The 12,820-nt window shown below is 70.0% G+C and carries 8 protein-coding genes and 8 pseudogenes; 9 read left to right on the top strand and 7 right to left on the bottom strand.

Annotation, left to right across the window (positions count from 1 at the left end; all coding sequences use genetic code 11):
* Positions 1–23 precede the first annotated feature (23 nt).
* From FF86_RS67265 to FF86_RS36170, 6 genes and pseudogenes are all read left to right on the top strand, one after another.
* A pseudogene (locus FF86_RS67265) lies at positions 24–935 on the top strand (carboxylesterase family protein); the annotation flags it as partial.
* A 1-nt stretch (position 936) separates the two neighbouring features.
* Positions 937–1,643, top strand: a 707-nt coding sequence (locus tag FF86_RS67260; RefSeq protein ID WP_396229967.1) for a carboxylesterase family protein, incomplete at its 5' end; no start/stop codon positions are given.
* Positions 1,644–2,382: 739 nt separating this feature from the next.
* A partial coding sequence (locus FF86_RS20570; protein WP_242419170.1) for a GNAT family protein occupies positions 2,383–3,297 on the top strand: 915 nt, incomplete at its 5' end.
* A gap of 73 nt (positions 3,298–3,370) precedes the next feature.
* A pseudogene (locus FF86_RS53615) lies at positions 3,371–4,072 on the top strand (AMP-binding protein); the annotation flags it as partial.
* Between the two features lies 1 nt (position 4,073).
* The coding region (locus FF86_RS53610; RefSeq protein WP_396229966.1) for an AMP-binding protein at positions 4,074–5,092 on the top strand (1,019 nt) is incomplete at its 5' end.
* 854 nt (positions 5,093–5,946) lie between these two features.
* A partial coding sequence (locus FF86_RS36170) for a hypothetical protein (RefSeq protein ID WP_206778984.1) occupies positions 5,947–6,234 on the top strand: 288 nt, incomplete at its 5' end.
* Positions 6,235–6,790: 556 nt separating this feature from the next.
* Here FF86_RS36170 and FF86_RS62885 read toward each other — a convergent pair.
* The 4 genes and pseudogenes from FF86_RS62885 to FF86_RS53595 all read right to left on the bottom strand — a co-directional run.
* Positions 6,791–6,919 (bottom strand): hypothetical protein, encoded by a 129-nt coding sequence (locus FF86_RS62885; protein ID WP_255355862.1) that lies wholly within the window; start codon positions 6,917–6,919, stop codon positions 6,791–6,793.
* Positions 6,920–7,380: 461 nt separating this feature from the next.
* Positions 7,381–7,670: pseudogene (locus FF86_RS53605) on the bottom strand (alpha/beta hydrolase domain-containing protein); the annotation flags it as partial.
* A 1-nt stretch (position 7,671) separates the two neighbouring features.
* A pseudogene (locus tag FF86_RS53600) lies at positions 7,672–7,939 on the bottom strand (alpha/beta hydrolase domain-containing protein); the annotation flags it as partial.
* A gap of 1 nt (position 7,940) precedes the next feature.
* Positions 7,941–8,880, bottom strand: a 940-nt coding sequence (locus FF86_RS53595) for an alpha/beta hydrolase domain-containing protein (RefSeq protein WP_255355864.1), incomplete at its 3' end; no start/stop codon positions are given.
* A 742-nt stretch (positions 8,881–9,622) separates the two neighbouring features.
* Between FF86_RS53595 and FF86_RS53590 the strand changes: the two are divergent.
* From FF86_RS53590 to FF86_RS53575, 3 genes and pseudogenes are all read left to right on the top strand, one after another.
* Positions 9,623–10,443: pseudogene (locus FF86_RS53590) on the top strand (DUF222 domain-containing protein); the annotation flags it as partial.
* 1 nt (position 10,444) lies between these two features.
* A pseudogene (locus tag FF86_RS53585) lies at positions 10,445–10,584 on the top strand (DUF222 domain-containing protein); the annotation flags it as partial.
* Positions 10,585–10,614: 30 nt separating this feature from the next.
* The coding region (locus FF86_RS53575; RefSeq protein ID WP_242419169.1) for an HNH endonuclease signature motif containing protein at positions 10,615–11,227 on the top strand (613 nt) is incomplete at its 5' end.
* Between the two features lie 98 nt (positions 11,228–11,325).
* Here FF86_RS53575 and FF86_RS53570 read toward each other — a convergent pair.
* From FF86_RS53570 to FF86_RS53560, 3 genes and pseudogenes are all read right to left on the bottom strand, one after another.
* Positions 11,326–11,498, bottom strand: a pseudogene (locus tag FF86_RS53570) (SDR family oxidoreductase); the annotation flags it as partial.
* Positions 11,499–11,525: 27 nt separating this feature from the next.
* On the bottom strand, positions 11,526–12,192 hold a 667-nt coding region (locus FF86_RS20545), incomplete at its 3' end, for an SDR family NAD(P)-dependent oxidoreductase (protein ID WP_242419168.1).
* 198 nt (positions 12,193–12,390) lie between these two features.
* Positions 12,391–12,812: pseudogene (locus FF86_RS53560) on the bottom strand (aldehyde dehydrogenase family protein); the annotation flags it as partial.
* Between the last annotated feature and the right edge of the window lie 8 nt (positions 12,813–12,820).

Below are 12,820 nucleotides of genomic sequence, written 5' to 3'. Positions count from 1 at the left end.
ATCCGCCCGGATACGGTCCGGAAATGGACGACGCGGTCGAGGTGGATGACACGGTGGGGTCGGACCAGACGGGCAGGGCGGACTACGCGGCGGGGGCGCACGGCGCGGCGGGGGCGGGCGACCCTGGGCCGATCGTCGCGACCTCGGCGGGACGCCTGCGCGGCCGGCGTGTCGACGCGGGTGTGCTGGCCTTTCTCGGCATCCCGTACGGCGCGCCGACCGGCGGCGAGCGCCGGTTCCGGCCGCCGGCGCCCATGCGGCCGTGGACCGGCGTCCGCGACGCGCTGGCCGTCGGCCCCTCCAGCCCCCAGCCCACGGTGCCCGCGGCGGCGGCCGGGGCGTTGGCGGTCTTCGGCGGCATCCCCGAGCCCTCGATGTCCGAGGACTGCCTGGTGCTGAACGTGTGGACCCCGGCGGCCGACGGCGCCCGCCGGCCGGTGATCGTCTACTTCCACGGCGGGGGGCACGCGACCGGTTCGGCGTCCTGGCCCGTCTATGACGGCGCGGCCCTCGCCCGCCGGGACGCCGTCGTGGTCACGGTCAACCACCGGCTCGGCATCCTGGGCTACCTGTACCTGGCCGACCTGCTGGGCGAACAGTTCGCGGCATCGGGTGCCGCCGGAGCACTCGACCTGGTGCAGGCGCTGGAGTGGGTCCGGAACAACATCGCGGCTTTCGGTGGGGATCCCGGCAACGTCACGATCTCCGGCGAGTCCGGGGGCGGCTCCAAGGTCGCGACCCTGCTGGCGATGCCGTCCGCCCACGGCCTGTTCCACCGTGCCGTGATCATGAGTGGGTGGTTCGGCCTGCGGGGCACCGACCCCGCCCACGCCCGGTCCGTCACCGCGCGGGCGCTCGACCTGCTGGGCCTGCGTCCCGACCAGGCCGCGCAGGTGCTGACGCTGCCGGCGCAGCGGCTGGTGGACGCCGCCGCCNCGATGGGCGGCATCGACAACGGCCTCTACCCCGTCCCCGACGGGAAGATCATCACTGCTCAGCCGCTCGCGGCGGTCCGTGCGGGCCTGGCCCCCGACGTCCCGCTGCTCATCGGGACGACCCGCGACGAGTACAGCATGTTCCTGCCGTTGGCCACGATGGGCCGCCCCGGTCCCCGGGCGGAGGCGGAGCTCGCCCACCTGGTCAACGCCTTCGGATCCGACATCGTCAGGGTGGTCGAGGCCTACCAGTCCGCCCGGCCGGAGCTGAGCGCGGACCGAGTGCGGGTGGCGGTGGCGACGGACGGTCACGTGCGGCTGCCCGCCATCCGGCTGGCGCAGGCCCGTCTGGCCGCGGGTCGGGCGGCGGTGTACATGTACCGGTTCGACTGGGAGACCCCGCTCGACCCGTCGCTGCGGGCGTCGCACGGTCTCGACGTCCCGTTCTTCTTCGACACGGTGGACACCGCCACGGCCGCCGCCCTCGGCGCGGACGCCGAGGACTCCGACGGCCGCCGCGCGCTCGCGGCGCGGATGGGCGACGCCTGGGTCGCCTTCGCCCGCGACGGCCGGCCCGCCGCCGGGCCGGACCTCCCCTGGCCGCCGTACTCCCTGCCCGAACGCGCCACCATGTTGTTCGACGTCCCCACGCGCATCGAGGACGACCCCGCCGGCGCCGAACGCGCCGCGTGGGACCGCCTCGGCTGAGAGCGAGACCCCATCCTCGGATGGCCGAACCGCCCATCCCCACTGGCGCTGGGGGATGGGCGGTTCGGCGGTCGGCGGTGCTCAGGTGCGGCGGGCGCCCATCAACGCGACGGGTTCACCGGGAACACCTCGCACTGGGGAGCGCAGGCACAACGGGATCGCCTCGCGTGCTCCTTCGGTGCGGCGGGCATGGCACCTCGGGACGATCAGGATGGCAGAGAAACCTTCATGATCGCCTGGGGGTCGTACCCGTCTTGTTTCGGGGTCCAATCCGCAACCCACCACGACCCAGTCTCACCAGAAACCCCCGGCACGGCCCATGAGCCGCTACCCAGCAAGCTTGCCGGGACCCTGAACAAACCCTGGACGGGGTCATCCGCGCCGACGGCTCAGGGCCTACGGGATGGATCCAGACGAGCCAGGCTGCGTCCGCGTTCCAGCCCTCACAATTTCTCATCAATTCGTTGCCTTCGTTGGCATACAGGCTGTTATGCTCAGCGACTCCGGACGGTACTCATCCGACTACACCCCTCCATGGTCGGGCAACCCCCGTAGGGTCGCCCGAACTTTACCGGCGGTTCATCCGGACATGTCCATGTGCGGTCTGCCTGACAGTAGATGTTGTTCGTGTCCTGCTGCCTGTCCGATGGGTCGGAGGGTCATGCTCGCTGAAAAGGATTTCGCAGCCTTCGTCGCCCGCCATGCGGGAGTCGACGCCGAACAGGCTGATTCCGGCGCNCGCCTCGGCGCGGACCTGGGACTCGACTCGTTCGCGCTGCTCGAGCTGCACGCCGCGATATCCGGGCTGGGCGTCGACCTGTCGGAACGGGCCTGGTTGCGCATCGGTACGGTCGGCGAGCTCTATGACCAGTGCCTAGCCGGATCGCACCGGCCCGAGCCGGTGACACCCGAGACGCAACCCCCGTTCCCCGATATGTTGGCGCCGTCGACCGCATCGCGGATACGCTTCCCGAACGGGCCGTTCACCGTGCAGTCACCGGACACGGGTTCCGGAGCCCCAAATGGTGGAGAGGTCACGGACCCGGCCGGTTTGCGCATTGATCAGCGCGTTCCGCCGCCGACCGCCGCGATGCAGGGCGGCCGGGGCCTCGCGGACCCGACGCCGCCTCGGCCGCCGCAGCGTAGCGGACGGTACTTCAGGCTCGCGCCGCTTCTCCCAGCGTCAACCCCGTTCCTCTACGAACTCGCGATCTCGCCGGAGACCGGGTTCCGGTGGCGGTATCGAGGTTCGGTCCCCAGCTACGCACAGTTCGAGCAGGAACTTTGGCAAGGAATGCTCTCCCAGTTCCTGGTGGAGTCAGTTGAGACTGGCGAACCTGTCGGCAATGTAATTTGCTACAACCCGGACTTTGCACTTGGACACGCCTACGTGGGCGCCGCGGTCAGCGGCCGCTACACAGGATCAGGAATAGCGATCGAGCCGGTCCGTTTGTTCATCCGATACGTCTTCGATGTCTGGCCTTTTCGTAAACTTTACTTTGAGCTCCCGGAATTTAACCTGCCACAGTTCGCAAGCGCTCTGGGAAACGGGCTGCGGACGGAGGGCAGATTGGTCGATCATGAGTACTACCAAGGCCGTTACTGGGATCGGCTGATCCTCGCCGTGTACCGGGACCGGGCCGGCTCACGGTAGGCCGGCCGGCAAAGAACCCTCGCAAACGACCCCCGGCCGGATCTCCGGCTGGCCCGGCGGATCGGGACGATAGTTGACATATCTAATCGAGGCGATCGAACGAGCCGCCAACCAGTCCGGCTCGGTGACGTTTCTCGACGGCACGGATGTGCAGCGGGTCGAATGGTCGAAGTTGTACGACGACGCCCTACGACTGTCCGCAGCGCTGCAGGAGATCGGCGCCGGCTCAGGCCATCCCCTGGGCATTCTGGCGCCGACGTCGCGGCCCGCGGTCGTGGCTGCCCTCGCAGGCTGGCTTGCCGGCACCAGTGTCACCTTTCTGCCGTCGCCGGCCCGTGCCACGACCCCGGCCGGCTACCTTGCGGCTACCCGCGCCCGGCTGGACTACCTCGGCGAGCCAGTTGTCCTCGTCGGCGACCCGTGGACCGGCGCAATCGATGGGCTGACCCGCCCCGGACGCGTTGTTACCGACCTGCCCGGGGTGCTGTCCACAGCGCTGGCCGGACCCGAACCCATCACCATGGTCCCCGCCGGCTCCGACGACGACCCGGCTATCCTCCAACTGACGAGCGGGACGACCGGCGCCGCGAAGATTGTGCAGATCAGCTATGCAAATCTTGCCGCCAACATCGACGCGATCAAGCGGGCCACCGGGCACGAGTCCATCCATGGCCGAATGCTGTCCTGGCTGCCGCTATCCCACGACATGGGGCTGGTTGGGAGCCTTCTGATGCCTCTGACCTGCGGACGATGTGACGTCATTCTGTCCAGCCCGNCCGACTTCCTGGCCAGACCCGCCGAGTGGATGCGACGGGTGGACCGCCATCGGGCCACCGCGACCGTCGGTCCAAACGCCGCATACGCTCTCGCAGCCCGCTTGCTCGCCACCGGCCCCACACTCGACCTGTCGTCACTGCGCTGCGCGCTGTCCGGTGGGGAACTCATAGACCCCGACGTTGTGGACGCCTTCACCGCGGCAGGGAGCAGACACGGACTCGACCCCGCGACGTTCGTACCCGCCTATGGGATGGCCGAGGCGACGGTCGCCGTGGCAATCTCTCCTGTTGGCCACGGACTGCGCTGCGACGTGGTGGGCGCGGAGGATCTCGAACGGCACGGAATAGCGGTACCGATGCCTGATGGCGCCGCACCGGGAGCCCCCGCCAGGCCGGGGATCAGCGTCAGCAACGAGGGCAGGACGCCGCCGCCGGCCGGCCGCGTCCGACGCATACCTCTGCTCGGCAGTCCGGTCCAAGGGCTCGAAGCAAGGATTGTCGATCAAACGACCGGTCGCCCGATACCCGAACGCCAGGTCGGCGAAATTCAAGTCCGTGGGACTTCGGTGACGGCCGGCTACCGTGGTGACGCCGAGACGACCTCGGCGCGATTCCTCCCCGAGGGTTGGCTCCGCACCGGAGATCTGGGTTACCAGGCCGGCGGCGAACTCGCGGTCACGGGCCGCATGAAGGACGTTGTCATCCTCGCTGGACGCAACATCTACCCGGACGAAGTCGAGCGAGCGGCAGCCCGGGTGCCGGGAGTGCGGCCGGGCAACGCGGTCGCCTTCGGCTTCGCGCGCCGGGGGCCGTTGGGAGACGGCGAAGGTCTCGCCATTGCAGTCGAAAGCCGAACGGACGATCCCGAACGCGTTCGCACCTTGGTTCTCGATGAGGTCCAGGCCGCGCTGGGAATTATGCCACACGCGGTGGTCGTCCTCTCGCCAGGATCCATCCCGAAAACCCCGTCTGGCAAACTGCAACGGGCCGAGGCCGCGCGGAGGTTCACGCCTCGATGATCCCTCCCGTACCCGCCCACGATGGGGACCGTCCAGGCGACCTCCCCGACCTGACCAGGACTCCCCGGTCCGGGGTCGATCTCGTCGGCACCCTACTTTCGGCCTGGACTGAAACAAATCCGCTACGCCGGGAAGCGGCGCTGACGGCCAGCTGCACCCCGGACGTACGCTATACCAACCCGATCGGACAGGCGCAGGGCAGACCTGCGGTCGCCGAGCTCCTCGGCCGGATCGCCCGCAGTTACCCGACCCTGCGGCCAGTTCGGATCAGTGCGATCGATCTCCATCACGGTTACGGACGTTTCGAGTGGGCCATGTGTCTTCCCAACGGCCATCGCGTGCTTGAGGGACTCGACGTGATCACCCTCTCGGCAGATGAAAGCCGCATTGCCGAGGTCGTGGCGTTCTTCGGCCCGACCGACCGCACCACCACCTATACCTACGGNGCGTCAGCTCACGGCGAACCATGACGCGCCGACGCGCATCACATTGCGCTTCCTTTCACTTCACACTTCACGTATTCACAAACATTCCGAAGGAGAAAGATGCGTAGCTTCCCGAGCCCCTCGCGCCGCGCGGTGGGGACAGTCGGCGCGCTCGGTGTGAGGATCGGCACCGCGCTGGGCGCCGCGCCCGTCCAGGCCGCCCAGCCCGCCCCTCCTCCCGTCGGCTTCGATCTGCGGGCTGCCGGTACCCACTCCTACCGGGCGGGAGGTCCGGTCGCGGGCACAACCGCATCGGGCACAACCGCATCGGGCACAACCGCATCAGGCGCAACCGCATCAGGCGCATCCACCCAGGCGATCGAATGGACCTGCACCATCTACCCCAGCGATCCGACCTATGCCGGTGGNACGATCTACGGATACGGCGAACAGAAGTGCTCCGGCCCGATCGCGGCCCAGGGCATCACCGTCTATGTCAAGCACTGGAACGATTCCAGCAATGTCTGGGAACGAGTGGGCCTGGTCGGCACCGCACGTGGCGGTGTCGGAGTGATCAGCGCCGAGGCGAGCCGGCTGTGCATCGGGTCAAGCAGCCCCCAGCAGTGGCGCACCGAGGTCGCAGGCTTCGGTTCCGGTGATTCTGGAAGCTCCTCGGCCACGGACTACTCGAACACCGTCAGCATCTACTGCCGTTGACCGACAAAGCGCAAACAGGCGCCGGCCGGGCTCCGGCGTTCCCCGACCCCCAGGTCATTCCCGGTGGCATCCACGTCTATGAGCGGCTGATCNAGACGCTGGATCTTGTGGTCGTGCTGCATGGGGTGCAGGCGCAGGCAGCCGGGTTCATGGCCGGGTTCTTCGCGGTGGGTCCGGCAATCACCCGGTTCCTGAGCGCCGACGAGGAGCCCGCAGCGCGAGCGGGGCGGGAAGACGCCACGCCGGGTGCTCCGGTCTGGTCCACCCGCGGACCGGCGGCCGTTCTGGTGCAATGCGCGCTTCGGCCAACAGAGCCGGATCTCACTCTCGATCTGTCGCCCTTCAGTGGCATCTACACCACAGACCGGCGAAGATCGCACGGTTGGGTCTGGGCCGCGCCAATTCCGCGCTCCGGCGATGTACTCTGCACCGTTCGCGCCGCCGGGCAGACCGGCCGGACCGTCCTCGACGGTTCGGCGCTGCGCACTGCGGCTCGGGCGGCACGCCGGATTCGGGGAACCGGCGAAGCCGATGGAGAGGGTCGGCGATGAGCGAGTCACCGGGCAAGCTGCCAGCGGTGCCGGTCCCGATCGGCGTCGACTGCTACGCGGTTCTTCTGGAGACCGCACGGCTCGCGGTCGTGGTCGACGGGGTACTCGCCGACCACGACGGCGTCGAAATTCACCTGACCGCGGTGGGAGCGGACCTGCTGTTCGCCACGACCTCGGAGCACACGCGGCCAGAGGGCGACGCGTTGCTGAAGCTGTCCCGATGGATGCGGCAGGAGACAAGCAGCGGGCCCCCCGAGCCGGAGGTGACCCTCGACATCACCAGCCCGGCCATGCCCGGACCACCCTCGGCGACAGTCACCCGGTCCGGGTCCTGGCTCGGGCGCGCATATGCGGTACTGCGGGTGGAACCGATACCCGCCCGTGGGGACCTCCACTGCGCCGCGCCGCGGATGCGGCGCAGTCCTTCACCCGGCGTGGCCGGGACCCCGCCGGCGGCAGCTGACTGCCACCCGGCTTCCGTCCGGCGGGATCACAGGTCGCCCGCGCCGACCGCCCATCCCCACGCGCCGGGGATGGGCGGTCGGCGGTCTGCGGCGGTCAGGTGCAGTCGGCAACCGTCACGCGGGAACGACCGTCACTCGGGCACGGTGGATGACGCCGCCGCCGCCACGAGCGGCTTCGCGTCGGCCGGCAGGATGAAGCCGGCGTTCACGGCGCTGGTCGTAGCCTTCGTCCAGGCGGCGACGAAGGCGCCGTGCGACGGGTACAGGGCGTGCAGCTGCGCCGGGGTGAACGGGACGGTGGTGCCGAACAGGGCGCAGAACGGGGAGGAACCGGTGTCCTGACCGAGCCCGGAGAGCTTCGCCACCGGAGCGTCGACCGCGGGGGTGCGGATGCCGCCCTTCACGTTACCGTTGGCGTCGANAACGTAGGCGTTGTTCGCGATCTGCAGCCGCGGTGCCTTCGACGGCGCCTGCCCGGTGGTGACCCAGCGGTTGAGCTGCGAGAACGCGGCCTGCAGGACGTACTGCTGCTCGCCGGCGTTGATCGGCTTGGCGCAGGAGAAGCCGGCGGCCCCGGTCGGCGGGTTGCGCAGCGCGTTGAACGCGGCGACGCTGCCCTGTCCGTCGCCGACGTCCGTGGCCCCGATGCCGATGGTGTACGCGTCGGCGTGGGCGGTCCCCGCGACCTCCNACAGGCGGAACCGGTTGGTGTCGTCCTGGCGGGCGTCGACGTAGCCGAGCAGGCCGGTCGGCAGGTCCGTCTCGGTCTGGAAGGTCAGGACCGGGACGGCGAGGTCAGGTCGGATCCGGACGACCGCCGGCGCGGCGATGTCGGGGCGCTCCGGGGCCTGGGACAGCGCACTCGCGGTGCCGGCGCGGCTGTGCAGCAGATACCCGTCATAAACGTTTACGAGCGGGTGGATGGCGTTGACGTAGGTCGTCAGCCGGAAGGCCGACTGCGACTCGCCGTCGCCGAGCACCTTCTTCGGCGCCAGCCCGCCGAGGACCGTGCCGGCCGACTTCCGCACCGCCTGGCCGACCTGGGAGAAGATGTCGTACGAATAGCTGTCACCGGGGTGGGACAGCGCCTGGTAGCGGTCCGGGTCGGCGTTCTTCGTCGCGTTGAGCCCGACCGCCTGCGCGGACACCCCGACCCAGGCGTAGCCGTCCCGGATGAGCTGGTTGTGGGCGGCGGTCCAGTCCGGGGCTCCGTCGTAGCCGGCGGAGACGTTGAGCCATTCGACGACGACGGTGCCGTTGAACTTCTTCGCGTCGACCGGGCGGTTGACCACGATCCGGGTCGTGTAGGGCGCCGTGGCGGCCGGGGTCACGGTCCACTTGCCGTCCGATCCCAGCGTGCCCGACGCCTGGTAGGCCGTCGCGGAGCCGGCGAGGAAGTACTCGGACTGCCGGTACCCGACCTTCCCTAAGTCGAAGGCGGTGGCGCCCAGCACGGGAACGCCCTTACCGCCGGTGACGGGCCCGGTCACTGTGGGACTGGCGGCCGAGGGGGTGGCGGCCTCGGCGGCCGAGCTGGTCGCGATCTGGGCCACCCCGGCGGCGGTCACGGTCAGCAGCGCGGCCACCGTTGTCGTCGCGATCCGTCGGCGGCGGGTCCGCCACCTGGCCATCACTGTCATGGTCACGTCCTTTACGGCGAGGGACGCCGCGACCCGACCTGCCTCCACCGAGCCGCGACACGTCAGCATCGGTGGCTTCGCGAGCGATCGCCACGCGCGGCCCCGGTCGGGGAAACGACCTGGGCTGCCGCCGGAACGCCCCCGGAAAGGCTGGGTATTTCGCCGGAACCCGTTTCGGGGCTTTCCTGGAATCACTCATTCACGATGCTGTGTGCCCGACATTACGGGACTTCGACCGTGGACGGCACCCCACCATGGGGTAACGCTCTTCTTGACAGGCACGCTCCTTTTGGTCGGAGTCGGGATGGCGTGCGTTGTCACCCTCCCAACCCCGACGATTATCCGCCGGATGTCGGAAATCCGTATCCACATTACCGACGATCGCGCGGAACCCGGCGCACCCCGGACCGAACGCTTCGCCGCCGGCGCGGCCCCACCTCACCCTCAGCCGCCGCCCCACCGTCAGCCGCCGCCCCACCCGCAATCGCCGTCCCGGCCCGCGATCTGCACCGGCCCCTCGCCGCCCGGCGCCACTGTTCACTGGCAGTCGCAGCGGCCGTACCCGGCGACGAGTGCGCTGGGGATCTTCTCGTCGCCCGCCCCACTCTCCGCAGGCAGTCGCAGCCTTGGGGACATGGACGGGCCGGCGGCATGCGGCGGGCCGCTTCCCCACATCGCTCACGGATACGAACATACGTTCGACTTTCAAGCGTCCGGGATCTACCGTTGACTCATGAACACGCACGGCCCCAGCCCCGGCCGCGAAGCTCCCAGCCCGGTTCCCGACCCCTACGCCGACTCCCACCCCGACCCCGACCCCATCGCCGACCCCGACCCCATCGCCGACGCAGACTCCACCCCCGGTCCCGATTCCGACCTCGCCGCCACCCCCGACCCCGGCCCCGACGCCGTCCCGGCTTCCGCCTTCGGCACTGACCGGACGGGTTGTCCACGGCTGCTTGCCGCGCTGTCCGGGCTCGACGAGCTGGCCGGGCAGGCGGTGGACATGCCCGGCTGGTCCCTGTCTGATGGCGACCTGGACAGCGCGGTGCTGGACTGCTCGGCTTTGTTGGCCCGGCTCGCCGCGCTGCGTCTGGGGTTGATCCGTGAGCTGCACGGCCGCGGCAGCGCTCAACGCGAGGGTGCCACCAGCACCGCTGCGCTCCTGCGCGCCCGGCTGCGGATCCGCCCCGCCGAGGCCCAGCGGCTACTCGGTCTCGCCCTGGCAGTCGACGGCGACCTCACCGCTACCGGCCCTGCCCTGACCGCCGGCACCATCAGCGTCGACCAGGCCTTCGCGATCCACGCGGCGCTGCGCGCCCTACCCCGCGGAGTGGACGTCGGCACACGACGTGAAGCCGAAGCGCTCCTGCTCCGGTGCGCGGACACCTTCAACCCCGCCGATCTCGCCCTCCTCGGCCGCCACATCCGCGAACGGCTTACCGACGTCGACACCAGCCCTGGCGGCGACAGCCCCGACCCCGCCGACAACAACAGCGGTAGTAGTGGCGACGGCGACGGCGACGGCGGAAATGATCATAATCCCGACGGCGGNAACGTCGGCGGTGGTGCCGATGGAGACGATCCGGCGTCGCGCCGCCACCTGTCGATCACCGACCTGTCCGACGGGATGACCCGGATCAGCGGTGAACTTGATGCCGAGGGCGCCGCTCTCCTGCGCACCGCCCTCGACAGNCTGGCCGCCCCCAGCCCCGCCGTCGATGNCACGCCCGACCCTCGCAGCCCCGCCCGCCGCCGAGCCGACGCGCTCGTCGAGCTTCTGCACCGCGCCCTCGACGCCTCATCGGTACCCGTCTCCGGCGGTGTGCGCCCCCACCTGACCGTCACCGTCCCCTGGGCGACACTGGTCGGCCGCGGCGGGCCGGCCGCGTCCACGAGCTGGGGCCAGCCGCTACCCCGCTCCGTGCTACGCCGCCTGGCCTGCGACGCCGAGGTCAGCCGCATCGTCCTCAACCCGGACAGCGTCCCCCTCGACGTCGGCCGCACACAACGCACCGTCCCGGCCGACCTGCGCCGCGCCCTGGTCGCCCGCGACCGCTGCTGCGCGTTCCCCGGTTGCACCAGGCCGCCGAGCTGGTGCCAGGCGCACCACATTCGGCATTGGACCGACAACGGCGCCACCTGCCTGGACAACCTCGTGCTCGTCTGCGGCTGGCACCACCGCTTCCTCCACCACCACGGCTGGACCGTCCGACTCGGCGCCGACCGCCGACCCGAGTTCCTCGCACCTCTCTGGGTCGACCCGACCCAAAGACCCCGCCGAAACCCCTACACCCAGCCCCTCGAAACCCTCCTCGGCCCCCCGGCAGACCAGTGAGCGGCCCCGGAGTCGAACGTTGGAACCTCGTGGGAGGCGGTGCTCGNCGAGCACTTCGACGCGGCCCGAGCACTGCCTTCCACGAGGCTCGGCGAAGATCAGCCTGTGGGACCGTTCGGGAACTTGAGCAGGGAGCCGGCATCGACCCGGATCTGCTGGCCGGTGATGTACCGGGACTCGTCCGAGGCGAGGAACAGCACCAGGTTGGAGATGTCAACCGGCTCGACGTAGGGGATCGGCATCGCCTGGAACGCGACGAACGCGGGCTCGANGTCCTCCCGGGTCGGGTTCTCCAGGNCCGGCCGGAACTGCGCGTACAGCCCATCGTTGTGGAGCAGGTGGGTGTTGACGTTGGTCGGGTGGATGGCGTTGACCCGGATGAACTTCGAGGCCAGGTGGAGCGCCATCTCCTCGACGTAGCCGATGAGGATCTTCTTCGACCAGCCGTAGCCGGCGCTGCCTGGGCCCATCGCGGGGTTGTCGGTGGTGTTGGGCAACATGGCCGCGGTCGAGCCGGTGACGATGATGGAGCTGCGGTCCGGCAGGTGCGGGACGCTGACCGCGACGGCGTTCAGCACGCCGATGAGGTCGACGTCGACGGCGTCGATGAAGTCGGTGGCCTGGGGGTCGCCCATCGCCATCGGCAGGATGCCGGCGTTCGCGACGACGATGTCGAGGCGGCCGAGCTCGGCGACGCCCTTGTTGACCGCCTCGCGGAGCTGGTCGCGCTCACGGACGTCGGCCTTGGTGGCGATGATGCGCCGACCGAGCTTCTCGACCAGGGTGACGGTTTCGGCGAGGTCCTCCGGGGTGGACAGCGGGTAGGGGTTCGACTCGATCTGCTCGACGATGTCGATGGCGATGATGTCGGCGCCCTCCTGCGCCAGGCGAACCGCGTGGCTGCGGCCCTGCCCGCGCGCCGCACCCGTGATGAAGGCGACCTTGCCCTCGAGGCGACCTGGCATTGTCCTGCTCCTCTGTTCGTGCGTGCGATCAGGTGGTGGACTGTCCGGATAACGGNGGTCCGGGCATGAGCGGTCCGGGCATGAGCGGTCCGGGCAATCGCCGGACCGGCGAACAGCGGCCCGGGTGTGGGCGGCCCAGACGAACTGCGGCCCGTACAGCCGGCGGCCCGGAGGATCAGCAGCCCGGATGTGGGCAGCTCAGCCGGCGTAGCCGACGGACTTGCTCTCCAGGTGCTGCTCGAAGCCCTCGATGCCGCCCTGGCGGCCGTTGCCCGACAGCTTGTAGCCGCCGTAGGGGCCGTTCGAGCCGTAGAAGTTGCCCCCGTTGACGTTGATGCTTCCCGTGCGGATCCGGCGGGCGACGGCCAGGCCGCGGTCAAGCGAGGCGGAGAACACTCCGCCGGACAGGCCGTACGGGCTGTCGTTGGCGATCCGCACGGCGTCCACCTCGTCGTCGAAGGGGATCACGGCGGCCACCGGGCCGAAGATCTCCTCGCGAGCCACCCGCATGCCGTTGTCCACGTCCGCGAGCAGCGTCGGCTCGACGTAGTAGCCGGTCGGCAGGTGCGCCGGACGGCCGCCGCCGGCGACGACCCGCGCGCCCTCGGCCTTGCCGATCTNGATGTAG

Origin of the sequence: Frankia sp. CpI1-P, from assembly GCF_001421075.1 — a bacterium.
Classification (GTDB): domain Bacteria; phylum Actinomycetota; class Actinomycetes; order Frankiales; family Frankiaceae; genus Frankia; species Frankia torreyi.
This window is presented reverse-complemented; position numbering and strand designations above follow the sequence as displayed.